Below are 22392 nucleotides of genomic sequence, written 5' to 3'. Positions count from 1 at the left end.
TTTCATTGATTACATTGATTGCATTGATAGCAATCGAAGGAGGCTGTGGTGAACAGTCTGACTGTCCGCAATTTGCCCGAAGGGGCCAAGCAACGCTTTCGCCAAGTGGCGGCGGCGCACGGCCGTTCGATGGAGGAGCATTTGCGCCAACTGATCATCGAAGCTGACCAGCCAACTGCTGGGGTGCGTGACGCGGGCCGGAATTTCCAGCATCTCGAGCCCGTGCCCGCTGACCCCAAGGCCGCCAGCCGCGCGCGCATTGAGCGCTTGATGGCGCTTGGCCGGGGAATCGACTGGGAGCCCGAACCACGCGAAGCCGAAAACTTCCGCGACCATGACTGGTTCAAATGATCCTCGTCGATACCAACGTCTGGAGTGAAATGACCAAGCGCAACCGTGAGCCGCGCGTCATGGCGTGGCTCAGGGAAAACGAGCCACATCTGCGCTTGTCGGTCATCGTCATAGCCGAAGCCCGCCGCGGTTCCGAGCTGCCATCGGGCCGCGCCATCAAGCCGATGTTGGAAAATTGGCTCAGCCATTTGGAAGAAACTTACGCCGATCGCATCGAACCATTCGACGCCCGCGATGCGCATATCTACGGCCAACTTGCGGCCCAGCGGACAGTTGGCGGCAAGGTGTTGGACATTCAACTCGCCGCGCAGGCAATAGCGCGCAATATCCCTCTCGCAACGCGCAATACCGGCGACTTTGCGTGGACGGGCGCACAACTGGTCAATCCGTGGGACGATTAACGCGCACCGGCGGGCCCTCAGCGATTGCCTGTCGAGCACGCAGCCTTGACTATGAAACGGCCAAGGCGAAGTTGGATGAAGGCGCACCATGGTCGACGCCGTCACCCTAGTCCCCCCACAAACCGTTGGAACAGATAGAAGCTGTCCTGCGGCCCCGGGCTCGCTTCGGGATGGTACTGCACGCTGAACGCGCGTTTCCCCACCACCTCAATCCCGCAGTTCGACCCGTCGAACAGGCTGCGGTGCGTCTCGACCACGCCCCCCGGCAAACTCGCCGCATCGACGGCGAAGCCATGGTTCATGCTGGTAATTTCGACCGTGCCCCCAGAAACATGACCAGCTTCCAAACGCTTGACCGGATGATTCGCGCCGCGGTGGCCCTGGTGCATCTTCACCGTCTTTGCCCCCGCCGCGAGGCCAAGCAACTGGTGGCCCAGACAGATGCCGAAAATCGGCACGTCGCGCTCCAGAAGCCCCCGGATTACCGGAACCGCATAATCGCCCGTCGCGGCAGGATCGCCGGGGCCGTTGGACAGGAACACGCCCGCGGGTTCCAGCGCCAGCACTTCATCCAGCGTAGCGGTGGCGGGCAGCACCGTTACCCGCGCGCCGGCCTTTACCAGCATGCGGAAGATATTGTCCTTGGCGCCATAATCGATGGCGACGACGTGCGGCGCGGCGTCGCTGGCGCGCTTATGCTCGGACTGGCCATAGCCAGAACCCAGTTTCCACGCGCCCCCGGCCCAGTCCCCCTGCCCGCCCCGCGTCACATCCTTGGCGAGGTCCATGCCCTCCAGCCCCGGCCAGCCGCGCGCCATCGCCAGCAATTCATCGATGTCGAATTTGCCATCAGGGCTGTGCGCGATCACGCCATTGGGCGCGCCCGCCAAGCGGATCCGCCGCGTCAGCGCGCGCGTGTCGATGCCCGCCAGCCCGATCAGGCCCTTCGCCGCCATCCATTCGGGCAGGGTCGCCGTGCTACGGAAATTGCTGGGCGCGGTCGGCAATTCGCGGGTGATGCAGCCAACAGCCGCGGCGACATCGCGTTCGACATCGTCAGCATTGGTGCCGACATTGCCGATGTGCGGAAAGGTGAAGCTGATGATTTGCCCGGCATAGCTGGGGTCAGTCAGCACCTCCTGATACCCCGTCATCGCGGTGTTGAAGCAAATTTCGCCCACGCCCGCACCGACCGCGCCATAGCCATGGCCCCACACCACCGTGCCATCAGCGAGCACGAGCACGCCGGTTGCACCATCGGGGGCTTTTGCAGAGGCGCTTGGCGGCATGGCGGAGGTTCCGTTCTTCGGGTTAAACGGACGGCCAATTAGGGCGCAAAAAAATGATTCACAATCTATCGGTTTTGAAAAGTTACAGCTAAGAGACTTGCTTTCCAAAATCGCGAGAGATGAAGGGAACGCCATGATTCGCGACGACATCAAGGCTGCGCAGATTGCCGCGATGAAAGGCGGCGACAAGGCACGCCTTGCCACCATCCGTCTGATGCTGGCAAAGATCAAGGACCGTGATATCGAACTGCGCGTTTCCACCGCGCCCGGCGACGACGATGTTGTGGTCACCGACGTGCTGCAGAAAATGGTCAAACAGCGCCGCGAATCGATTGCGCTCTATGAACAGGGCGGGCGGCAGGAACTGGCCGATATCGAAGCCGCAGAGGTCGCCGTGATCGAGAGCTTCCTGCCCGCGCAGCTGAGCGAAGCCGACGCGCAGGCCGCCATCGCCGCCATCGTAACCGAACTCGGCGCCACCAGCGTAAAGGACATGGGCCGCGTCATGGCCGCCGTCAAAGAACGCCACGGCAGCGTGATGGACATGAGCAAGGCGTCGGGCTGGGTGAAGGCAGCGCTAGCCTGAACCCTAAGGTCTTTCAGACAAACGCCACACTGGCGGGGTGAGGCCATAAAGTTCCCCTCCCGCTTGCGGGAGGGGTTAGGGGTGGGCCTGTGAATTGCGTTGCCACCTGACGAAAGCTGTGCAGACTGATACCGATGCCCGGAAAATTCAAACCCAGAAACACGGCCCGGGCCAGGCAATTGCGGCACGAAGCAACCCCAATGGAACGCCGCCTTTGGGCTGGTCTGTCCAAGCGTCAATGCGCGGGATGGAAGTTCAGCCGACAAATGCCGCTTGGCCCGTACACCGTTGATTTTCTGTGCCGCGAGGCAAAACTGGTGGTCGAGGCCGACGGATGGTCGCATGACCTTCGTCAAAAGGAAGATGCGAACCGCGATGCTTGGCTGGTCAGTGCAGGATTTCGAATTCTGCGCTTTTCAAACACAGATATTGCCGAGAATGTAGACGGCGTGCTGCACATGATTGCCGAGGCCCTCGGGCCCACCCCCGACCCCTCCCGCAAGCGGGAGGGGAGAGGCTAATGATGTCCGCCGATCGTGCAGTTCTCCGCCCTCAAGTCCCCCTCCCGCTTGCGGGAGGGGCTAGCGGTGGGCAAGTAGCCGCGACAACCGTACTGCGCCCCCCAACATGACCCTCACCCCGCAATGGCTGGACGAACTGCGCGCGCGCACGACGCTGTCCACACTGATCGGGCGCAGCATCAAGGTTACGCGCGCGGGGCGCGAGCATAAGGCGTGTTGCCCCTTCCATAACGAAAAGACGCCCAGCTTCACGATCAATGATGAAAAGGGTTTCTACCATTGCTTCGGCTGCGGGGCGCATGGAGATGCCATCCGCTGGATGACCGACCAGCGCGGCCTGTCATTCATGGATGCGGTCAAGGAACTCGCCGCGACCGCAGGGATGGACGTGCCCGCTCCCGATCCGCGCGCCGCAAAGAAACAGGAAGAAGCAAAGAGCCTGCGCGATGTGACGGCGGCGGCGGCGGAATGGTTTGCGGCGCAATTAGACGGCATCGACGGCGCAGGGGCGCGCGCTTATTTGGCCAAGCGCGGCATTTCCGATACCACGCGGCGCGCCTTTGGCTTCGGCCTTGCCCCCGACAGCCGCAACGCTCTGAAAGCCGCGCTCAAGGATTTCCCGGTGCCGATGCTGGTCGAAGCGGGGATGCTGATCGCCGTCGACGACAAGGAACCCTATGACCGGTTCCGCGGCCGCCTGATGATCCCCATCCGCGATGCGCGCGGGCGGGTGATTGCATTTGGCGGACGCATTCTCGGTGACGGCGAGCCCAAATATCTCAACTCCCCTGACACACCGTTGTTCGACAAGGGGCGCACGCTCTACAACCTCGACCGCGCCTCGCCCGCCTCGCGCCAGACGGGCCGAGTTATCGTCGTCGAAGGCTATATGGATGTTATCGCGCTTGCCGAAGCGGGACTGTCCGATGCTGTCGCACCGCTGGGCACCGCGCTGACCGAGGCGCAATTGGGCCTGCTATGGCGCATGGTGCCGGTGCCGGTCCTGTGTTTCGATGGCGATGCGGCAGGACAGAAGGCGGCGATGCGCGCGGCAATGCGCGCGCTGCCGTTGCTCCGGCCCGGTTTCAGCCTTGCCTTTGCAACACTCCCTGCCGGGCAGGACCCGGACGATCTGGTCCGAAGCGGCGGTGCGACGGCCATGGAAGCAGTGCTCGAAGGCGCTGAACCTTTGGTTGATCGGCTGTGGGCACACGAACTGGCCGCCGCACCGACAAATACGCCCGAGGAGCGCGCCGCACTGAAATCGCGACTCTTGGCGCATGCTGACAGCATCGCCGACGCCGATGTACGCCACCATTATCGCGAGGCGTTTCGCGATCGGCTTGATGCCCTTTTTGCGCGCCCGCGCGGAACGGCGCCAATGCCCGCACCGCGCGGCGGCACGAAATCCCGCTGGCAACCCGACCCGCGCCTGCAACCGGCACAGCCCGAAACCCGCGAGCTCGCGGCCGTGGGCACCGCAGCACCGCTGGTCGCCGCACTGCTGGGCGGATTGCTGCGCTACCCGCAAGCGCTGGCGCGGCATCAGGACGCGCTCGCCCGCCTTACCATCGCCGACCGCGCCGATGCGGCGCTGCGCGATGTCATGCTTGATGCGGCAATTTCGCATCAGGGGCTTGATACTGAGGGCCTGCTTGCCATATTGGCCGAAACCAAGGTGTATAATAGGGCGTTGACGCTGCTCAGGGCCGACGCAATGCACTTTTCGTTCAATCGCCGCGAGGATGATGAAACGGGGACCGTGCGGGCAAGGGCGCTGCGCGATCTGGATGAATTTGTCGCGGTGCTGGTAACCCAGCCCGAAATTCGGGCCGCATTGGCCCGGGCGACCGAGCAATTTGCGGTGTCGCTCGACGCTGACGGTCTGGCCGAACAGGCGCGTTTGCGTGCGATCGACGCCGACCTAACCCGGCGGCTGGCGGACCTGTCCGACAGCGCCAACCAATAAAGTGATCCGTCCGGAACCGGACGGCTGCTGCGGGGATTGAAACAGGCATGGCCGAAGACGAAGATATGGACAAGGGCGAAGGCGGCGACGCTCCGCTGATCGACCTGAATGAAGCGGCCATCAAAAAGCTGATCGCGCGCGCGAAGAAGCGTGGCTACATCACCTATGACGAGCTCAATGAAGCGCTGCCGCAAGACCAGATGTCCTCGGAGCAGATAGAAGATATCATGTCGGCCATTTCCGACATGGGCGTGAATATCGTCGAAAGCGACGAGGATGTGCAGGAAGAGGCCGAGCAGGAGGCCGACGATGATGTCGACCTGACCACCGATACGGGTTCGCTGTCTGCGCCCGCGGTTGAAAAGAAGAAGGAAACGGTCGACCGCACCGACGACCCGGTGCGCATGTACCTGCGCGAAATGGGCGCGGTTGAATTGCTCAGCCGCGAGGGCGAGATCGCCATTGCCAAACGCATCGAGGCGGGCCGCGACACCATGATCCTGGGGCTGTGCGAAAGCCCGCTGACCTTCAACGCGATCATCGAATGGTCGAACGCGCTGAACAATGGCGACATGCAACTGCGCGAGATCGTCGATCTGGAAGCTATGCTGTCCAAAGATCCGGCACCCGAAAATCTGACCGACGATGACGAAGGCGACGACGACGGCGAGATTAGCGAGAAAACCGCCGGCCCTTCGTTCAAGGATGAAGATGAGGTTGAGGACGAGCCCGAAACCAAATCCGACGACGACGAAGAGGATATGACCGAGCGGCGCGCGCGCCCTGCTTTCGAGGAAGAGGAAGAGGACAATACCCTCAGCCTCGCCGCGATGGAGGAATTGCTCAAGCCCGACGCGCTCGAAAAATTTGCCGCGATTACGAAGGCGTTCAAAGAATTTTCAAAGCTGCAGACGGCGCGGCTCGACGCACTGCAATTGGGAGGCGATTTCGCCCCCGCGCAGGAAAAGAAGTATCATCGGCTGCGCGAGGAACTGACCGCGCTGGTTGAAAGCGTGCAATTTCACGGCTCGAAAATCGAATATCTGGTCGACCAGCTCTACAGCTATAACCGCCGCCTGACCGCGCTCGGCGGCCAGATGCTGCGCCTCGCCGAGCGCCACAAGGTGCCGCGCAAGGATTTCCTCGACCGCTATATCGGTCGCGAGCTCGATGAAAGCTGGCTGGAAAGCGTGGCGGGCCTCGACAAGAAATGGATCGCCTTCGCCACTAACGAGGCCGATGCGGTCGACCGCATCCGCGGCGAAATCAGCGACATTGCGCAGGCGGCCGGCATGTCGCTCGGCGAATTCCGCCGCGTCGTCAACATGGTGCAAAAGGGCGAGCGCGAGGCGCGCATCGCCAAGAAGGAAATGGTCGAAGCCAATCTGCGCCTCGTCATCTCGATCGCCAAAAAATACACCAACCGCGGGCTGCAATTCCTTGACCTCATTCAAGAAGGCAATATCGGCCTGATGAAGGCGGTCGATAAGTTCGAATATCGCCGGGGTTACAAGTTCAGCACCTATGCGACCTGGTGGATTCGCCAAGCGATCACCCGCAGCATCGCCGACCAGGCGCGCACCATCCGCATCCCGGTGCATATGATCGAAACGATCAACAAGCTGGTACGGTGCAGCCGCCAGTTCCTCCACGAAACCGGCCGCGAGCCGACGCCGGAGGAAATGGCCGAACGCCTGTCGATGCCGCTGGAAAAAGTGCGCAAGGTGATGAAAATCGCCAAGGAGCCGATCAGCCTTGAAACGCCGATCGGCGATGAAGAAGACAGCCATCTGGGCGATTTCATCCAGGATCCCAACGCGGTCATCCCGGTCGACGCCGCGGTGCAATCGAACCTTAAGGAAACCGTCACCCGCGTGCTGGCGAGCCTCACCCCGCGCGAGGAACGCGTGCTGCGCATGCGCTTCGGCATCGGGATGAACACCGACCACACGCTGGAGGAGGTCGGCCAGCAGTTCTCGGTCACCCGCGAACGCATCCGCCAGATCGAGGCGAAAGCGCTCAGGAAGCTGAAGCACCCGAGCCGGAGCCGGAAGATGCGGTCGTTTCTCGACCAGTAACGCCGAATATCCTGACGTTTGAGCGTCGGGCCAGATGATGGGAAAAATTCCCATCATCTGGCCCTTGTTTTTTCGCTGCGCCGCACCATTTTTTGCCGGAACCACAGCGTTTTTAACGCGTTGTTCAGCTTGGCACGGCAATTGCTTAATCACTGACAGGACGGGAACCGACCCGGCCGCAGTGCAAGGAAACTCTCCCCATGACGACCACGGCAGCAAATGTGAACCGCAACACCTTCAACCGTCCCGACACCTTTTTCGGTGTGTGTGAGGCGATTGGGCAGGATTTCGGATTCAACCCGCTGTGGTTGCGACTCGCGTTCGTCCCGCCGGTGTTCTTTGCGCCGCATTATGCAGCCGTCGCCTATATAGCGATGGGCCTAGTGGTGCTCGCATCGCGCCTGCTGTTTCCGGCGAAGAATGAAGCGGCCACGGCGGCTGCAACGCCCACGCTGGTTGCCGCCGCGCCCGCTGCGGCGCCGGCCGATATCAGCGATGAGCGCCTGCCACTGGCCGCATGAGGCGTCCCGGAACGGTACATTGTAACAGCGCAACAATATTCGCGTCATAAACCGCTCATTTACGCTGTTGCTTTAGTCCCCTGACCTTGGCTTGGCGATTTATCGCTCGTGCCAACAGGAAAGGGTGACGGGACCGGTGCAGCTGTATCCAGCCGATAAGTCGGGCGGTGTAGCCGAAATGCTCGACGCGCTGGTCGCCAATGACGGCACCGGGGCGCATCCTTATGTCAAATCGGGCAAATTGTCGGAAGGCCGGGCAGCGATGCGCAACCTGGCCGACGCTGTCCATTTCCTATGCGTGCTGCACGGGCGTTATCCCGGCATCGTCGACCATGCCGCACGCAAGGCGGTCGATCCTGGCGCGCGCCAATGGCTCGATCAGGCCGCCGAGGCGTTTGCCGCCGAACGCGCGCTGCTTGGCCGCATCGCCGCCGCCGTCGGCCCGGTACCCAGCACCAGCGGGCAGGCCAGCTGCGAGGCCGCCGTCGCTGGCCAGCGCCGTGCGCTAGATATGCTTGCCGAATCCGACCGACGCGGCTGTGCATTGGGCGCAGCGATGGCGCTGACGTTGGAGTGGCGCACCATCCGTGTGCTGCTGGACATCAGCGCGGCGCGCATCGAGATCGAAACCCCGCACTGCGCGCTGCCCGATCTGGTGGCCACCGCGCGGCTAGCGCGAGAGGTCGCCGACAGCCCCGCCATCGAACGCGCACTGGGCTTTGGCGCCCAACAGCTCGTCATGCAGCATCGCGGCCTGTGGGACCTGCTCGCCGCCCGCGAACTTGCGCGAAGGTAAGCGCGCCGCCGCTTGCGCTCCCAAAATCCGCTCGCTATGCCAGACCTGACTTTACGTTCACGTCAAGGGAAGGCTCGACCCGATGCGCTTTGAAGGCACCAGCGACTATATCGCCACCGACGATCTGAAGGTCGCGGTCAACGCCGCCGCGACGCTGCGCCGTCCGCTGCTGGTCAAGGGCGAACCCGGCACCGGCAAGACCGTGCTGGCGGAAGAAGTGGCCAAAGCGATGGGCGCACCGCTGATCACCTGGAACATCAAATCGACGACGAAGGCGCAGCAAGGGCTGTATGAATATGACGCGGTCGCCCGCCTGCGCGATGGCCAGCTGGGCGACGAGCGCGTTCACGACATCCGCAATTACATCAAGCGCGGCAAGCTGTGGGACGCCTTTACCTCGCCGCAGCTACCCGTCCTGCTGATCGACGAGATCGACAAGGCCGACATCGAATTTCCGAACGACCTGCTCCAGGAACTCGATCGCATGGCGTTCGACGTTTATGAAACAGGCGAACATATCGCCGCGGCCGAACGCCCGATCGTTGTCATCACCAGCAACAATGAAAAGGAACTGCCCGACGCCTTCTTGCGCCGCTGTTTCTTCCATTACATCAAATTCCCCGACCGTGACACGATGGCCGCGATCATCGAGGTGCACTTCCCCGGCATCCAGAAAACATTGGTCAGCCGCGCCATGGATATCTTCTATGAAGTGCGCGATGTGCCGGGGCTCAAGAAAAAGCCCTCGACGTCCGAGCTGCTCGACTGGCTGAAACTGCTGCTGGCCGAGGATATGCCGCTCGAAGTCCTGCAAAACCGCGACCCGACCAAGGCCATCCCGCCGCTCCATGGTGCGCTGCTGAAGAATGAGCAGGACGTGATGCTCTTCGAGAAACTGGCGTTCATGGCGCGGCGAGGCAGCTGACGGGCGCTAAAGCGCGCCTGCACGCGCACGGTCCGACACCTGGGCATAAAAGTCTTCGCCCCAGCTTTGTGCCATGCCGCTAAACAGCCATTCGGGCGGCACGATTTCCGGCCCTGCGCCCGGTGCCAGCGGCGGCGTGAAGTAGCCGAGCGCATAGCTGCCCATGGCATAGCCAAGCAATTGCTGGAGTTCGGGGCTGAAAGCGCGCGCCACCTCGGGCGGGCACGACAGATATTGATTCTCCTCCTGCCGCAGCCAGCCAAGGCAATAGGTGATGTTTAGCCCCATGCGGTCCGCGCCCGAACGGTTCGCGCCGCCGGCGTGAATGACCGATCCAGAATAGACCAGCACCGATCCTGCGCGCATTTCGGCAAAGCAGATGTCATCGCTCATCGGCTCGCGCCCTTCTTCCCAGCGGTGCGAGCCGGGCGCAACACAGGTTGCGCCATTGGCTTCGACAAAGTCGGTGACCGCCCAGATGGTGTTGAGCTGCGGCTCGATATCAGGACGCAGAAAGCCGCCCCAGGCCAGCCGGTCTCGGTGCAACGGCTGGCGCCCCTGCCCATCCATGATGCGGATCAATTGGGTCAAATGCAGCTGATATCGGTCGCAAAAGGGTTTCAGGAATTGGTCGCATGCGCCGATCAGCCGAGCGTCGGTGATAAGTTCGCGGCACGCCGCCGACCGCGCCGCCAGAGCGCCCGTGCGTGTCGTATGCCGTCCGGTGAAGTCATCCATGCCCACCGGCGTTGCCTCGACATAGGGCATGATCTCGCCGCGCAGGCGTTCAAGCAATCCGGGCGCCATGGCATCGTCAACGATCAGCGCGCCGTTGCGGTCAAGCACCGCACAGATTTCGGCAGATGTAGCGTCAGCCGACAGATGGGCGAGTTCGGGCATGATATTCTCCCTGGGTGAAAATCGGGCGTAGGAGGTGCGCAAGCAGCTCGCGCTGGCGCGCGGGTGGCCATTGCTCGGGCTCAAGCGAAACGCGCGTGCCGATGCCATCGATCGCGGCGATGACCGCCGCCGCATCAAGCCGCGCGGTTTCGCCTCCGATCGCGCCGGCGAGCGCGCTTTCGATGGCCTCATAATGTGCACGGTGCACGCGGGCGAGCGCGGGGACAAAGGCCGCACGGCCCCAAAAGGCGATCCACACGCGCCATTCGTCGAGCGCCCCGTCGTCGAGCGGCAACACATCGCCAAGCTGGTCCTCGACGGGGCGCACATCGGCGACCGCGATGCGATCGAGCAACCGCTGGGCAAGCAGATCGAGCGCCGCCAGCAGCACTTCATCCTTGTCATTGAAATAGTGCGCGACAGCGCCCGTTGTCACCCCTGCGGTGCGGGCAATGACCGACAGCTTGGCGCCGTCAAAGCCGTGCCGGGCAATGGACGTTACCGCCGCTTCGGCAATGGCGGCACGGCGCTCTAAGGGGTCGACTCGTTTTGGCATAATGGTAATAATAAATAAATCGCCAGGCCTGTCAAGCGGGTTCGGACCGCTGTGGCTGCGCCTTCAGTTACAGCTGATACGCCACTTCCAGATCGCCCCAGCGGCGACCGCCGAACGATACGGGTGTATAGACGTTGCGGACCACGACATAGTTGGTGCCGTCGCCTTCCTGGCGATAGACGCACATGAAGAACGGTGCCTTGCTCTGCTTGGCGATCTTGTCCTCGTCCTCAAGGATGATGCGACCGTTGCGGCAGTATTGCGTGTCGTGGGCAAGGTCGCCCGTCGGTTTGCGCGACCGGTCGCTGATGTGCGTCGGCAGGAAGCCGTTCATGTCGGCAGCCGAGCTCATCTTGATACCGGGATGCGACACCACGATGCGGTCGAACAGTGGGCGCCAGTGCGCGTCTGCCCAATCGGACAGGCTGGTGCGGAATCGTTCGGGCTTCGAACCCGGAACCAGCTGGTAATTGGTGTCGAACAACTGTGCCATCGTCAGGCTGCCGTCGGCCAGCGCGCGTTCGGCAATGGCGACAAATTCGTCACGAAAGCCGGCCGCCAATTCAACAATCTCGGTGTCGCGCGGCGAGATGCCTGCCGAAATGACGCTGTTAAAGAGGCGGTTCGACGTGCGCTCCATGTCGATGATGCTGTCGCGCGTATCGACCAGCATGGTGCTATTCTGGCGCACCGACGCCACGACGCCATCGACCGCGGCGCGCACTTTTGCGCCATTGGCGTGCACCATCGCACTCGACTGCGCGATGCGGTCGCTTTGGTCGTCGAGCAGCGCGACGAGGTGCGTCGTGTCGGCCAGCGCGTCGGTGATGGTCTCGAACTGCGCCTCGGCGCGGCCCGATTGCTCAACGCCCGATTGAATTTCGCTGACCAGCCCGGCGGCTTCAGTGGCCAGACTGCCGATCGAACGGCGGATTTCGTCTGTCGCGCTGCGCGTGTCCTGCGCCAGCTTCTTAACCTCGGCAGCCACCACAGCAAAGGTGCGCCCGGCGTCCCCGGCGCGCTCGGCCTCGATTGCCGCGTTCAGCGCCAGCATATTGGTGGTCTTGGCGATGCTTTCGATCCCCTGGCTGACCTGCTGCACCTGTTCCATCACGGCGGCGAAATTGGTGACATGGCTCCCCAGCCGCGAGACGAGGTCAATAACATTGCGGAATTCGCCCACCGCCGCGTTGACCTTTTCAGCGCCGCGATCCAGCTGCTCGCAAGCCCGCGCTGACAGCAATTTGGCTTCATCGGTCGAATCGGCGATGCGGCGCTGATCGGCTTCGAGCGCACCGGCGATTTCATCAAGGTGCGCCAGCTCGGCAATTTGCTCGCGCATATGCGCGGTGGCGCGATCGATGCGCCCCGCCGCCTCGACACAGCCCACCACCAGCTCGCCGCAATCGGTCGCGACCGACTGGTCGAGTGGTGCGGTGGCGGCGGCAATCTTGTCGAATTTCATGGTGAACCCCGGGCTTTTTCGGTCTTGCCCCGGTCATGCCATGCATTGGTTAACGCGGCGCTAAGCATCCGCCCTTGCAGCTCGAGCGCGGCTGCTTTACGTTCACGTCAACCAAGGGAATGCCGCCGATGTTCTTCAACTTCCTCGACGAGCTGCGCAGCGCGGGCATTGGTGCCAGCCTGAAGGAGCATTTGTTGTTGCTCGAGGCGCTGGACGCCGAGGTGATCGAGCGCACGCCCGAGCAATTTTACTATTTGAGCCGCGCCGTATTCGTGAAGGATGAGGGGCAGCTCGACCGCTTTGACCAGGTATTCAACAAGGTCTTCAAGGGGCTGCTGACCGACTATGGCACCAAGCCAGTCGATATCCCGGCAGACTGGCTGAAGGCGGTGGCCGAAAAATATCTCACGCCCGAAGAAATGGAGGCGATCAAATCGCTGGGCGACTGGGACAAGATTATGGAGACGCTAAAGCAGCGGCTCGAGGAACAGCAGAAGCGCCACCAGGGCGGCAACAAATGGATCGGGACCGGCGGCACCAGCCCCTATGGCAATTCGGGCTATAACCCCGAAGGCGTGCGTATCGGCGGCGAAAGCCAGCACAAGCGCGCGCTGAAAGTTTGGGAAAAGCGGGAATTCGCCAACCTCGACAACACCAAGGAACTGGGCACACGCAACATCAAGATTGCGCTGCGCCGCTTGCGCAAATTCGCGCGCGAGGGCGCGGCGGACGAGCTCGACATTCCCGGCACTATCGATGGGACTGCGCGGCAGGGGTGGCTCGACATCGTCATGCGCCCCGAACGGCGCAACGCGGTCAAGCTATTGTTGTTCCTCGACGTCGGCGGGTCGATGGACCCGTTCATCAAGCTGGTCGAAGAGCTGTTCAGCGCCGCAACGGCGGAGTTCAAGAACCTCGAATTCTTCTATTTCCACAACTGCCCCTATGAGGGCGTGTGGAAGGACAATAAACGCCGCTGGTCCGAACGCACACCCATGTGGGACATCCTCCACAAATATGGCCATGACTACAAATTGGTGTTCGTCGGCGATGCCAGCATGAGCGCCTATGAAATCACCCACCCGGGTGGGTCGGTTGAGCATTTCAATGAAGAGCCGGGGCAGGTGTGGCTGCAACGCATGACGCACGTCTATCCGGCGGCGGTATGGCTGAACCCCGTGCCCGAGGCGCATTGGGGTTACACCCAATCGCTCAAGATGATCAAAACCTTGATGAACGACCGTATGTATCCGCTGACGCTGGCCGGGCTGGACGACGCGATGCGCGAGTTGACGCGGAAGCATTAGGTAGTTTTGCGATTCCCGGGTAGGATCAGGCCAGCAGCCGGGGGGCAAAGCAATGGTGACGACGGAAGCGACGATTGGCGGGGTGGCACCTGTCCAGCAGACCGAACGCATCGAGGCACTGGACATATTGCGCGGCATTGCGGTGCTCGGCATTTTGCTGATGAACATCGTCGGCTTTGGCCTGCCATGGTCCTATGAAAATCCTACCGTCGCAGGCGGTATGGATCCGCCAAATTACTGGGCTTGGGCGATCCCGACGATGTTCTTTGAAGGAACGATGCGGGGGATTTTCTCGCTGTTGTTCGGTGCCAGCATCGTTTTGTTGACCGATCGTATGGAGCAAGCCGGTGCCGGACTGCGAACGGCCGACATCCATTTCCGGCGCATGTTGTGGATGATGCTGTTTGGTGTGATCCACTGGGCGTTGCTCTTGTGGTATGGTGAGATTTTGTTCGCTTACTCGATTGGCGGCTTGCTGTTGTTCGCCTTTCGCAAAATGCAGCCACGCTTTATGCTAGCAATAGCCGGTGCACTCTTGCTGACGAGCGTGGCTTCATCCTTGCTGGCCTACCAATCACTGGCGACAGCCAGATCGGCAGCAATTGCTGCGCAAACGGCTCAAGCCATGGGCGCGGCGCTGACCGAAGAGCAGCAGGAAGCTATTACCCATTGGGAAGATAGCGTGGCCGAATTTTCGCCGCCCGCCGAAGCCTTGACGCCGATCATCGAGCTGCACCAGGTCGGCTATATCGACGCCGTCACCCTCCAATTCCCCATGTCGTATGAATTCCAATGGACCGATCTGCCATGGTGGCTGTTTTTCGACATGATGTCGTTCATGTTGATCGGGATGGCGATGCTGAAGCTGGGCGTGTTGGGGGGCGGCCAAAGTGCGCGCTTTTATGGTTTGATGATGGCGGGCGGTTACGCCGTTGGCGTCCCGCTAAACTATATGGAGCTCCAGCTGTTCCAGAACAGCGGGTTTTCGGTATTGGGGTTCAGTCAGGCGAGCATCACTTATGAGATCAGCCGGCTGGCGATGGTTGTCGGCCATCTCGGGCTGTTCCTGACGGTTATTCGCCGCGGCTGGCTAAAGCCGCTGCAACGCACGCTTGCAGCGACCGGTCAAATGGCCCTGACAAACTATATTGCCCAGACGCTCATCTGCACGGCGCTGTTCTTTGGCTTTGGTTTCGGCCTGTTCAACCAGCTGGAACGCCACCAACTCTTTTATGTCGTCGCTGCCATTTGGGCGGTCGAACTGATCTGGAGTCCCATCTGGCTCAAGCATTTCCGCTTTGGGCCGCTCGAATGGCTTTGGCGTTCGCTGACCTATTGGGAACGCCAGCCGCTGCGGCGCTAGCGGTGTTCAATAGAGCAGAAGTCCGGCTATTGCTTCGCGCCACGCCGCTTCGTCTGCTGCCGCGGGCGCATCCAGATCGCCCGGCTCGCTCCCCGCATCGTCAACCCACGCGCGCAAGCCCGGGCCGCCATTGATCACGTCAATCGCCAGGCGCCCGAACGCATATTCATAGGGAAAATCGCGCCACAGCGGATAGTCGGGATAGAGCCGCCTGATCGCCTTGAACGCCAGCGCCTGCACCCGCCACGGGCGGAAAGCGTGGTGGTCATAGAATGCCCCCTCGGCGTGGATGTGGATGCCGTGGCACAGTTTCCCCACATGCTTGTGAAAGGTCGGCTCGAACCAGATTTCTCTGAGCGCGCAGCCAGTGAGCCATTCGGGCGCGAGGGCGCGCATCTCCGCAACCACCGCCGCCGCGTCGATATCCGGCGCACCGAATAGTTCGAGCGGGCGGGTTGTTCCCCTTCCCTCGCTGAGCGTCGTGCCTTCCAGCATCACCGTCCCGGCATAGGCGCGCGCCATGTTGACATTGGCGGCGTTGGGGCTGGGGTTCACCCAGATGCGGCTGGGCGGCCAGCCGAAGCCGTCACCATCGGGCTGCCACCCTTCCATCGCGACCACGCGGTAATCGACGTCGAGCGCGAAATGGCCAATGAACCAGAACCCCATCTCGCCGAGCGTCAGCCCGTGGCGCATCGGCATCGGTGCCGCGCCGACGAAGCTTTCCTGCCCCGGCAGCAGCGTCAACCCTTCGACCGGGCGCCCCGCCGGGTTGGGGCGGTCGAGCACCCAGACGCTTTTGCCCGCCCCCGCCGCCGCCTCGAGCACATAAAGCAGCGTCGTGACATAGGTGTAGATCCGGCAGCCAAGGTCCTGCAAATCGACCAAAATCACATCGAAGGTCGTCAGCGACTGGCCGGTCGGGCGGCGATGTTCACCATAGAGGCTGAACACCGGAATATTATAGCGCGGGTCGGTGAAGTCGGGCGACTCCATCATATTGTCCTGCAGGTCCCCGCGCACGCCGTGCTGCGGCCCGAACATCGCGGTGACATTAACGCCTGCGCCGATCAGGGCATCAAGGCTGTGCGTCAGGTCCGCGGTCAGCGAGGCGGGGTGCGCGAGCAGCGCGACGCGGCGGCCCTTTAGCTCCCCAAGCAGCACGGGGTCGGCGAGCAGGCGGTCGATGCCAAAGAGCACAGTCATGCCGCGTCCGGTGCCGGAAGGTGGAGCGCAAAGCAATCGGGATGATGGAAATCGGGCTTGCCCGGTGGGTGGCGGAGCGCCCAATAACTTTTGGTGCCGTCGGTTTCTTCGATCACGGCGGAGAGGGAAAGGAGAATGTCGCCGGTGGGAAGTATGGGGCCCCGGTCAACCTCCAGCACATAGTCTTGACCATCACACCAGCCCAGAATGGCCGGATGATGCATAGGGGCATTGCGAATGTTCAAGCGATAACCGTCAAAAGCGTAGGCAGCCCATTCGCTAGATGGCGAGAAATTATACTCGGTGTATGCGTCCGCGCCCACGCACTTTACGAAAAGTTCAAAGCAGGTCGTGCGCCATAGTTCGTCAGTGCGCGCAGGTGACAGCGGTCCCGGCACCTCGAGCACCTGAGCATTTTCGACACGATATTCGAGCCTCAACTCCTCAGCCCACGAAATCCGTCCATGAACTGCACGCACCGACATTGGCGGCGTGTCCGGGTGGGGCGTCAAAGAAAAGGACAGCCCTTCGACAAGCTCAGGGCGGGCGGAGTGGGGAGATAGGTTGGCGCTCTGCACATCGGAAGACGGAACATCTGCCCTCTCCCCCTCCCCCGTCTGTCCTGAGCTTGTCGAAGGACCGTTCTTCCCCTTGGCCAGCAGCGAAATTCGGTCCCAATCGCCACGGATCAAAGCCATCTTCTTCGCCCGGCTCCACCCCTTTATCCGGCGCTCGGCTTCCTTCGCCTCATGTCGCGTCGGAAAATCCCAGCTCCACACCAGTTCAACCGGCAAATGATTTGCGGTGTACCCTGCGATCAGCCCCGATTGATGCTGACCAATGCGATGGTCCAGATCATCGGTGTGCCCGACATAAAATGCCCCTCCCCGGCAGTGCAGCATATAGGCCCAGAAAGTCATCACGGCGGTGTAGAAGAAAGGACGGCCCTTCGACAAGCTCAGGGCAGACGGTTATGGGGAGAAGCAGGGGAGAAGAAGGAATGACCAATATCGATTTGCAAGGCCGCACCGCGCTCGTCACCGGCGCATCGCGCGGCATCGGACGCGGGATTGCGCTGGCGCTCGCGGAAGCGGGGGCCGATGTGGCGGTCAATTACACCCGCGATGGCGATGCCGCTGCCGAAACGGTCGCGGCGGTGCGCGCACTGGGGCGGCGGGCGGAGGCCTATCAGGCATCGGTCACCGACGAGGACGCCTGCACCGCGATGGTCGATGCCATTGCCCGCGATTTCGGCGGGCTGTCGATCCTGATCAACAACGCCGGGATCGCCAGCAAGGGCCGCGCGGTCGCCGACACCGACCCCGCCGAGCTGGAGCGGGTGATGGCGGTGCACGCGCTCGGCCCGCACCGGCTGGCGCGCCTCTGCCTCCCGCTGCTCCGTCAGCACCCCCGCAGCGACATCATCATCATTTCCAGCGTCGCGACGCTGCACCATGCCCCCAATGGCGCGCCCTATAATATGGGCAAGGCGGCGGGCGAGGCACTCGCGCTGACATTGGCGAAGGAAGAGATGAAGCATGGCGTGCGCGTCAACATCGTCGCGCCCGCGCTGACCGTCAGCGACATGGGTGAGCGGCTGGCGCGTGCGGTTACGGGCGAGGCCGACATCCATCATCTCGACGCCAAATTCCCGTTCGGGCGCGTGCCGCTGCCATCCGATGTCGCGGCGGCGGTGGTTTGGCTGGTGTCAGACGCCAACCCTTATTGTTCAGGTCAAAAGCTAAACATTGACGGTGCGGGCCTTGCAAGCTTCCGATAGAGCCCAAATTTTCCGTTTGACCTCAACCTTGGTTGAGCCTGCATAGCCGCCGCGATTGCCGCAACCTGATAGAGTGTTCCATGCCCGACCCCCGCTCTCCCGCCCTGCCCTTCATGGTCGCCTGCGGCGGCATCGGTCTGTTCGCGATCATGGACGCGCTGATGAAGGATTTGTCGATTGCGCTCGGCGCCTACAATGCCGTGCTGTGGCGCTGTTTGATCGGCGCGGCGCTGGCGGGGGTGGTGTGGGCGGCGCGCAAGTCGCCATGGCCATCGCGCGCGGTGCTAGGCTTGCATTTCGTCCGTTCCGCGCTGGTTGCGGCAATGGCGGTCAGCTTTTTCTGGGCGCTGGCGCGTCTGCCGCTGGCCGAGGCGATCGCGCTGTCGTTCATCGCGCCGCTGATCACGCTCTATTTTGCCGCCGTGATGCTCGGTGAGCGCATCGGGCGCGACGCCATCATCGCCTCGCTGCTCGGCCTGGCCGGGATGCTCGTCATCCTGTCGGCCAAGCTGGGTGCCGATGGCCAGATCCGCGACGGCATGGCGGTCGGCGCGGTGCTCTTTTCGGCGGTGGCCTATGCCATCAATCTGGTGATTGCGCGCAAACAGGCGCAAGTGGCGAGCCCGACCGAAATCGCCTTTTTCCAGAATTTGCTTGTTGGGCTGATACTGGCGCTGGCGGCTCCGTGGCTCGCAATCTTGCCCGATGCCGCGTGGGCCCCGCACCTGCTGGCTGCGGCTTTGCTCGCCACCATGTCGGTATTCCTGCTTGCCTGGGCCTATGCCCGCGCTGAGGCGCAGCAGCTGGTGTCGGCGGAGTACACGGCCTTTCTGTGGGCGGCCGCGCTGGGCTGGCTCTGGTTTGGCGAGCCGCTGGCGTGGCAGACGGTGGCGGGCACGGTGCTGATCGTGGCGGGCTGCCTGATTGCCGCGCGCAAGAAACCGATGGTCGATCAGGTCGAACCGCTTCCGGCTTGAATTCAGTCTCAGCAAAGCTGAAACGGTCGGCACCGGCCCGCGCGCGTGGAAGAAACTCTAACGTACCCGCCGCCCCGTCCACACCACCCGGCCGACGAGCGATACCGCATCGGCGGCAAGGTCGGGCCAGCTGGGATAATCGCGGTTGTCGCTCAGCACCGCGATGCGCCCTGCCACCGGCAGCCGCGCAACGCGCTTGACCATCAGCGCATCATCCATGCGCAGCACATAAATGCCGTCGCGCAGCCGCGCCGCCGCATCCGCGCCATCGACCAATATGTCGTCGCCATCGTTCAGCGTCGGCGCCATCGAATCACCCTCGACCGCGATGATCGACAGCGCGCGCGTGTCGGCCCCCAACCGCCGCAGCCAGCGCGGGTCAAAGGCAAAGCCTGCCTCTACCCCTTCGCCGTCGACGGTTGCACCCGCACCCGCGGATGCGCCGACCGCCAGCTGCGGTACCAGCAGCATCGCCGGACCGCGCGAGCGGGCGGTTGGCACTGCAACCGTTGCTACTGGGCCGCCAAGCAGCGTATCGGGCACATCCAGAAAAGCGGCGATGCGCCGCCGGTCGGCCTCGTCCAGGCGGCGCGGGGTGCCGCGCTTGATGTACTGCTGAATATAGGCGTCGTTGCGGCCGATCAGCCGCGAAATGCGCTGATAATCATGGCCCCGCTCCTGGATGAGCCGATCGAGCAGTTGGCGGGGGTCGTCTGACGGGGTCACGCGCTGGTCCTTTATCACCGACCATAACGATAGGAATTACCCTAGACAAGTAGGAAATTACCTATCAACAGGAAACTTTCTATATTAGCTGATTCGCATGGAAAGGTAAGCACATGACCAGTCCCCTGCTCTATCAAATTGACCGTTTCCTGAAGGACAACGCCATGCCACCCACGCTGTTCGGGCGACTGGCGGTGCGTGATCCGCGGCTGGTCGGCGACTTGCGCAATGGCCGCCTTCCCGGTGCACGCGTGTCAACCAATATAGAACATTTCATGAACAAATGGCAGCAGGATACCCCGTCATGCTGATGCGCGCGCGTTGCCGCGATGGCGCGGTGCACGACCAATTGCGTGACCAGCTGGTGGCTTTGCTGCCTCCCGCTGTGCGTATTGTGGCCCACGGCTGGCGGCCATGGGCCAGCGCCAGCTTTGCCGGTGCGCGGCACTGGTTCGATGTCCGGCCACCCACGCATGATAATGCTGGCACGTGCGCGACATTGCTGGCGACGTACGAATGGCAAATGTCGGGCTGCTTTGTCGCAGACACCGCACTCGATCCATCCGAAACCGGAACCGATTGGCGGATCGAATTGTTGACCGTCGATGACGGGTGATCAGCCCACCGCCGCCTTGTTCATGCGCGCCAAGGTGCTGAGCGCCGCTTCCAGCGCCAGATCGACGGTCGGCAGCATTGCAGCGCCGCTGTCATCGGCGCGCGACCGCTGGCGTTCCAGCCCGGCCTCAAGCCGCGCCACCATCGCCCCTAGGCTGGCATCGGCCAGATCCAGCAGCCCGGGTTCGGCGCCTGCATCGGATTCGACCGCATAGTCGGCGAGTTCCAACGGCTCCTCGGCAGCAAATGCGTCCGCCTCGACAACGGCCAGATCATTCGCAGGCTGCTCCAGCGGGACCGGCCCCAGCCCGGCCGCAGGCAAATCCCGCAGCGCGTTGATCGGCGCGACGGGCGGTGCGTCGGGATGGACATCGGCGCTGCGACGGCGCGCAAAGCCAGGTGAAGGCGCATCAGCACTGGCGAATTCGGAAAAATCATCGGCAACCGGCCGGCGCAAGCGCGCGCGCCATTGCTGCCCCGTTGGTGTTTCGAGCGCCAGCGCCACCGCCGTTGCCAGCAGCATAGTGATCACGCCCAGCCCCAGCCCGACCCACACACGCGCCGCACCGCCCAGCGGTTCGACAAAAATCGGGTGCAACGTGTCCAGATACAGGTTCCAGCAGATCGCCGACAGCCATGCCATCGGCATCAGCAAGGCGGCGGCAAAGCCCAGCAACGCTGCACCAACAGCTGCCGGGGCGGCGGGTCGAAGGCCGCGCAACACGCGGCTCAGCGTGCCGCCATGGGGCCGTCCGGTTGAAACTGCTTCCATATTTTCTTCCATGGCCGAACCCTGTGAAAGCTTCGGCCCGGCCTCTCCTGTTTAAGCCGCCCGCGCCCGTTGCCGGTTTGCGAGCATTTTGTGGTAAACAGGTTCGTAACGCAAAATGTTTGATGACCAGTTACGATGGGCCTCGACAAAATTCCGTCCCATTATGCGTCGCTTTTCCCATATTGACCGGTCCCAAAGCAAGCCGGACAGCGCTTGGGCAATGTTGGCGGGGCTGCCCGGGGCGAACAAAGTGCCGGTGACCCCATCTACAATCAGCTCGCGGTGACCACCGACATTGGACGCCGCCACCAGCTTGCCTTGCGCCATCGCTTCCAGCGGTTTGAGCGGCGTCACCAGCTCGGTCAGGCGCATGGCTTTGCGCGGATAGGCCAGGATGTCGATTAGCGAATAATAGGCCTCGACCTCGTCATGCGGCACCCTGCCGACAAAATGGATGCGGTCCGCAACTGGCGATGCCGCTGCTTGCGCCGCCAGCGCGGCTTCCATCGGTCCGCCGCCGACCAGCAGCAGCTGGGCAGCGGGCACCGCCGCGACCAGCGTAGGCATTGCCGCGATCAGATCGTCGATGCCCTCATAATCGTAAAAGCTGCCGATATAGCCGATGACGCTGTCACCCAGTCCCAGCTTGGCGGCGAGCGCCATATCTCGCGGCGGGGGATTGCCGAACAGGTCCAAGTCGACGCCATTGGGCGACACCATGATCTTCGCCGGATCAATCCCGCGCGCGATCAGGTCCTCGCGCAATCCCTCGCATATCACCGCCACCGCATCGACGCGGCGCACGGCGTGGGTTTCGAGGCGCTTGGTCAAGCGATAGCGCCAATCTCCCTCGACTCCCGTGCCGTTGCCGACGGCGGCATCTTCCCAAAAGGCCCGAATTTCATAGAGCAAGGGCAGGCCGCGCCGCTTGGCCACCCGCAAAGCCGCGAGCGCGTCGAGCACCGGCGAATGGGCGTGCAGCAGATCGGGCTGCCATTCGTCGACCAGCGCGTCGATGCGCCGCGCCAGCGCATCGACCTCGCGCCATTCGCGCAAAGGGCTGCGGACATTGGCGATTGCAGGCGTGCGATAGAAATCGAGGCCTTCAACACACTCCAACGCTGGTCCCGCTACCGGATGACGCACCCCCGTTACTCCGGCGACGGCCCAGCCTTTCGCCAACTGCGCCTTCAGAATTGCGCGCGTGCGAAACGTATAGCCGCTGTGCGCGGGCAGGCTGTGGTCAAGGATGTGCAGGATACGCGGCATGGCGCGAAAGCATAGCGAA

General features: G+C 62.6%; 24 protein-coding genes. 15 read left to right on the top strand and 9 right to left on the bottom strand.

What is annotated here, in order from left to right:
- The first annotated feature begins 48 nt into the window (after positions 1 to 48).
- Positions 49 to 351, top strand: coding sequence for a FitA-like ribbon-helix-helix domain-containing protein (locus AC2TC0_RS05695; RefSeq protein WP_484716553.1), 303 nt, complete (start codon positions 49 to 51; stop codon positions 349 to 351).
- Positions 348 to 752 carry a PIN domain-containing protein gene (locus AC2TC0_RS05690; RefSeq protein ID WP_484716552.1) on the top strand — a complete coding sequence of 135 codons (405 nt, stop codon included), beginning with the start codon at positions 348 to 350 and terminating at the stop codon, positions 750 to 752. Before AC2TC0_RS05695 ends, AC2TC0_RS05690 begins: the two co-directional genes overlap by 4 nt.
- A gap of 101 nt (positions 753 to 853) precedes the next feature.
- Here AC2TC0_RS05690 and carA read toward each other — a convergent pair whose 3' ends face one another.
- The gene (carA, locus tag AC2TC0_RS05685) at positions 854 to 2041 is read right to left on the bottom strand and encodes a glutamine-hydrolyzing carbamoyl-phosphate synthase small subunit (RefSeq protein ID WP_484716551.1); all 1188 of its coding nucleotides are present in this window, start codon (positions 2039 to 2041) and stop codon (positions 854 to 856) included.
- Between the two features lie 133 nt (positions 2042 to 2174).
- Here carA and AC2TC0_RS05680 point away from each other — a divergent pair, with 133 nt between their 5' ends.
- The 7 genes from AC2TC0_RS05680 to AC2TC0_RS05650 all read left to right on the top strand — a co-directional run bounded on the left by AC2TC0_RS05680 (position 2175) and on the right by AC2TC0_RS05650 (position 9437).
- Entirely contained in the window at positions 2175 to 2627 is a 453-nt protein-coding gene (locus AC2TC0_RS05680) for a GatB/YqeY domain-containing protein (RefSeq protein ID WP_484716550.1), read from the top strand.
- A gap of 134 nt (positions 2628 to 2761) precedes the next feature.
- Entirely contained in the window at positions 2762 to 3148 is a 387-nt protein-coding gene (locus AC2TC0_RS05675) for an endonuclease domain-containing protein (RefSeq protein WP_484716549.1), read from the top strand.
- A 106-nt stretch (positions 3149 to 3254) separates the two neighbouring features.
- Positions 3255 to 5117 carry a DNA primase gene (dnaG, locus tag AC2TC0_RS05670; protein ID WP_484716548.1) on the top strand — a complete coding sequence of 621 codons (1863 nt, stop codon included), beginning with the start codon at positions 3255 to 3257 and terminating at the stop codon, positions 5115 to 5117.
- Positions 5118 to 5164: 47 nt separating this feature from the next.
- A complete protein-coding gene (gene rpoD / locus AC2TC0_RS05665; protein WP_484716547.1) occupies positions 5165 to 7195 on the top strand; it encodes an RNA polymerase sigma factor RpoD in 2031 nt (676 codons plus the stop codon).
- A 200-nt stretch (positions 7196 to 7395) separates the two neighbouring features.
- Complete coding sequence (locus AC2TC0_RS05660) at positions 7396 to 7716, top strand: PspC domain-containing protein (RefSeq protein WP_484716546.1); 321 nt, start codon at positions 7396 to 7398, stop codon at positions 7714 to 7716.
- Between the two features lie 178 nt (positions 7717 to 7894).
- Positions 7895 to 8512: a DUF6975 family protein gene (locus AC2TC0_RS05655; protein WP_484717459.1), complete on the top strand. Its 618-nt coding sequence runs from the start codon at positions 7895 to 7897 to the stop codon at positions 8510 to 8512.
- 82 nt (positions 8513 to 8594) lie between these two features.
- Entirely contained in the window at positions 8595 to 9437 is an 843-nt protein-coding gene (locus AC2TC0_RS05650) for an AAA family ATPase (RefSeq protein ID WP_484716545.1), read from the top strand.
- Between the two features lie 6 nt (positions 9438 to 9443).
- Here AC2TC0_RS05650 and AC2TC0_RS05645 read toward each other — a convergent pair whose 3' ends face one another.
- From AC2TC0_RS05645 to AC2TC0_RS05635, 3 genes are all read right to left on the bottom strand, one after another.
- On the bottom strand, positions 9444 to 10337 hold the full coding sequence (locus AC2TC0_RS05645) for a phytanoyl-CoA dioxygenase family protein (protein WP_484716544.1): 894 nt from the start codon (positions 10335 to 10337) through the stop codon (positions 9444 to 9446).
- Positions 10309 to 10893 (bottom strand): TetR/AcrR family transcriptional regulator, encoded by a 585-nt coding sequence (locus tag AC2TC0_RS05640; protein ID WP_484716543.1) that lies wholly within the window; start codon positions 10891 to 10893, stop codon positions 10309 to 10311. The genes AC2TC0_RS05645 and AC2TC0_RS05640 overlap by 29 nt, the downstream gene beginning before the upstream one ends.
- Positions 10894 to 10960: 67 nt before the next feature.
- On the bottom strand, positions 10961 to 12358 hold the full coding sequence (locus AC2TC0_RS05635) for a methyl-accepting chemotaxis protein (RefSeq protein WP_484716542.1): 1398 nt from the start codon (positions 12356 to 12358) through the stop codon (positions 10961 to 10963).
- Between the two features lie 128 nt (positions 12359 to 12486).
- Between AC2TC0_RS05635 and AC2TC0_RS05630 the strand changes: the two genes are divergently transcribed.
- Together AC2TC0_RS05630 and AC2TC0_RS05625 are read left to right on the top strand one after the other, a co-directional pair.
- Positions 12487 to 13665: a vWA domain-containing protein gene (locus AC2TC0_RS05630; RefSeq protein ID WP_484716541.1), complete on the top strand. Its 1179-nt coding sequence runs from the start codon at positions 12487 to 12489 to the stop codon at positions 13663 to 13665.
- Positions 13666 to 13717: 52 nt separating this feature from the next.
- Entirely contained in the window at positions 13718 to 15028 is a 1311-nt protein-coding gene (locus AC2TC0_RS05625; RefSeq protein WP_484716540.1) for a DUF418 domain-containing protein, read from the top strand.
- A gap of 6 nt (positions 15029 to 15034) precedes the next feature.
- On the opposite strand, the gene AC2TC0_RS05620 is transcribed toward AC2TC0_RS05625, so the two are convergent.
- Complete coding sequence (locus AC2TC0_RS05620; protein WP_484717458.1) at positions 15035 to 16228, bottom strand: exo-beta-N-acetylmuramidase NamZ family protein; 1194 nt, start codon at positions 16226 to 16228, stop codon at positions 15035 to 15037.
- Positions 16229 to 16230: 2 nt separating this feature from the next.
- Positions 16231 to 17154 carry a GIY-YIG nuclease family protein gene (locus AC2TC0_RS05615; RefSeq protein ID WP_484716539.1) on the bottom strand — a complete coding sequence of 308 codons (924 nt, stop codon included), beginning with the start codon at positions 17152 to 17154 and terminating at the stop codon, positions 16231 to 16233.
- Between the two features lie 80 nt (positions 17155 to 17234).
- Here AC2TC0_RS05615 and AC2TC0_RS05610 point away from each other — a divergent pair, with 80 nt between their 5' ends.
- Together AC2TC0_RS05610 and AC2TC0_RS05605 are read left to right on the top strand one after the other, a co-directional pair.
- Positions 17235 to 18014, top strand: coding sequence for an SDR family NAD(P)-dependent oxidoreductase (locus AC2TC0_RS05610; protein ID WP_484716538.1), 780 nt, complete (start codon positions 17235 to 17237; stop codon positions 18012 to 18014).
- Positions 18015 to 18094: 80 nt separating this feature from the next.
- Positions 18095 to 18991 carry a DMT family transporter gene (locus AC2TC0_RS05605; RefSeq protein WP_484716537.1) on the top strand — a complete coding sequence of 299 codons (897 nt, stop codon included), beginning with the start codon at positions 18095 to 18097 and terminating at the stop codon, positions 18989 to 18991.
- A 57-nt stretch (positions 18992 to 19048) separates the two neighbouring features.
- On the opposite strand, the gene AC2TC0_RS05600 is transcribed toward AC2TC0_RS05605, so the two are convergent.
- On the bottom strand, positions 19049 to 19717 hold the full coding sequence (locus tag AC2TC0_RS05600) for a S24 family peptidase (RefSeq protein ID WP_484716536.1): 669 nt from the start codon (positions 19715 to 19717) through the stop codon (positions 19049 to 19051).
- 113 nt (positions 19718 to 19830) lie between these two features.
- Between AC2TC0_RS05600 and AC2TC0_RS05595 the strand changes: the two genes are divergently transcribed.
- Together AC2TC0_RS05595 and AC2TC0_RS05590 are read left to right on the top strand one after the other, a co-directional pair.
- Complete coding sequence (locus AC2TC0_RS05595) at positions 19831 to 20028, top strand: hypothetical protein (RefSeq protein ID WP_484716535.1); 198 nt, start codon at positions 19831 to 19833, stop codon at positions 20026 to 20028.
- Complete coding sequence (locus tag AC2TC0_RS05590; protein WP_484716534.1) at positions 20022 to 20333, top strand: hypothetical protein; 312 nt, start codon at positions 20022 to 20024, stop codon at positions 20331 to 20333. Before AC2TC0_RS05595 ends, AC2TC0_RS05590 begins: the two co-directional genes overlap by 7 nt.
- On the opposite strand, the gene AC2TC0_RS05585 is transcribed toward AC2TC0_RS05590, so the two are convergent.
- Complete coding sequence (locus AC2TC0_RS05585; RefSeq protein WP_484716533.1) at positions 20334 to 21104, bottom strand: hypothetical protein; 771 nt, start codon at positions 21102 to 21104, stop codon at positions 20334 to 20336.
- A gap of 51 nt (positions 21105 to 21155) precedes the next feature.
- Complete coding sequence (locus AC2TC0_RS05580) at positions 21156 to 22373, bottom strand: TIGR04063 family PEP-CTERM/XrtA system glycosyltransferase (protein WP_484716532.1); 1218 nt, start codon at positions 22371 to 22373, stop codon at positions 21156 to 21158.
- Between the last annotated feature and the right edge of the window lie 19 nt (positions 22374 to 22392).

Source organism: Sphingopyxis sp. sgz302558, assembly GCF_057220455.1.
This window is presented reverse-complemented; position numbering and strand designations above follow the sequence as displayed.

Excerpts from the sequence above, each read along its gene's own strand:
- AC2TC0_RS05690 (WP_484716552.1), top strand. The coding sequence starts at position 348 with ATGATCCTCGTCGATACCAACGTCTGGAGTGAAATGACCAAGCGCAAC.
- carA (WP_484716551.1), bottom strand. The coding sequence starts at position 2,041 with ATGCCGCCAAGCGCCTCTGCAAAAGCCCCCGATGGTGCAACCGGCGTG.
- AC2TC0_RS05680 (WP_484716550.1), top strand. The coding sequence starts at position 2,175 with ATGATTCGCGACGACATCAAGGCTGCGCAGATTGCCGCGATGAAAGGC.
- AC2TC0_RS05675 (WP_484716549.1), top strand. The coding sequence starts at position 2,762 with ATGCCCGGAAAATTCAAACCCAGAAACACGGCCCGGGCCAGGCAATTG.
- dnaG (WP_484716548.1), top strand. The coding sequence starts at position 3,255 with ATGACCCTCACCCCGCAATGGCTGGACGAACTGCGCGCGCGCACGACG.
- rpoD (WP_484716547.1), top strand. The coding sequence starts at position 5,165 with ATGGCCGAAGACGAAGATATGGACAAGGGCGAAGGCGGCGACGCTCCG.
- AC2TC0_RS05660 (WP_484716546.1), top strand. The coding sequence starts at position 7,396 with ATGACGACCACGGCAGCAAATGTGAACCGCAACACCTTCAACCGTCCC.
- AC2TC0_RS05655 (WP_484717459.1), top strand. The coding sequence starts at position 7,895 with ATGCTCGACGCGCTGGTCGCCAATGACGGCACCGGGGCGCATCCTTAT.
- AC2TC0_RS05650 (WP_484716545.1), top strand. The coding sequence starts at position 8,595 with ATGCGCTTTGAAGGCACCAGCGACTATATCGCCACCGACGATCTGAAG.
- AC2TC0_RS05645 (WP_484716544.1), bottom strand. The coding sequence starts at position 10,337 with ATGCCCGAACTCGCCCATCTGTCGGCTGACGCTACATCTGCCGAAATC.
- AC2TC0_RS05640 (WP_484716543.1), bottom strand. The coding sequence starts at position 10,893 with ATGCCAAAACGAGTCGACCCCTTAGAGCGCCGTGCCGCCATTGCCGAA.
- AC2TC0_RS05635 (WP_484716542.1), bottom strand. The coding sequence starts at position 12,358 with ATGAAATTCGACAAGATTGCCGCCGCCACCGCACCACTCGACCAGTCG.
- AC2TC0_RS05630 (WP_484716541.1), top strand. The coding sequence starts at position 12,487 with ATGTTCTTCAACTTCCTCGACGAGCTGCGCAGCGCGGGCATTGGTGCC.
- AC2TC0_RS05625 (WP_484716540.1), top strand. The coding sequence starts at position 13,718 with ATGGTGACGACGGAAGCGACGATTGGCGGGGTGGCACCTGTCCAGCAG.
- AC2TC0_RS05615 (WP_484716539.1), bottom strand. The coding sequence starts at position 17,154 with ATGACTTTCTGGGCCTATATGCTGCACTGCCGGGGAGGGGCATTTTAT.
- AC2TC0_RS05610 (WP_484716538.1), top strand. The coding sequence starts at position 17,235 with ATGACCAATATCGATTTGCAAGGCCGCACCGCGCTCGTCACCGGCGCA.
- AC2TC0_RS05605 (WP_484716537.1), top strand. The coding sequence starts at position 18,095 with ATGCCCGACCCCCGCTCTCCCGCCCTGCCCTTCATGGTCGCCTGCGGC.
- AC2TC0_RS05595 (WP_484716535.1), top strand. The coding sequence starts at position 19,831 with ATGACCAGTCCCCTGCTCTATCAAATTGACCGTTTCCTGAAGGACAAC.
- AC2TC0_RS05590 (WP_484716534.1), top strand. The coding sequence starts at position 20,022 with ATGCTGATGCGCGCGCGTTGCCGCGATGGCGCGGTGCACGACCAATTG.
- AC2TC0_RS05585 (WP_484716533.1), bottom strand. The coding sequence starts at position 21,104 with ATGGAAGCAGTTTCAACCGGACGGCCCCATGGCGGCACGCTGAGCCGC.
- AC2TC0_RS05580 (WP_484716532.1), bottom strand. The coding sequence starts at position 22,373 with ATGCCGCGTATCCTGCACATCCTTGACCACAGCCTGCCCGCGCACAGC.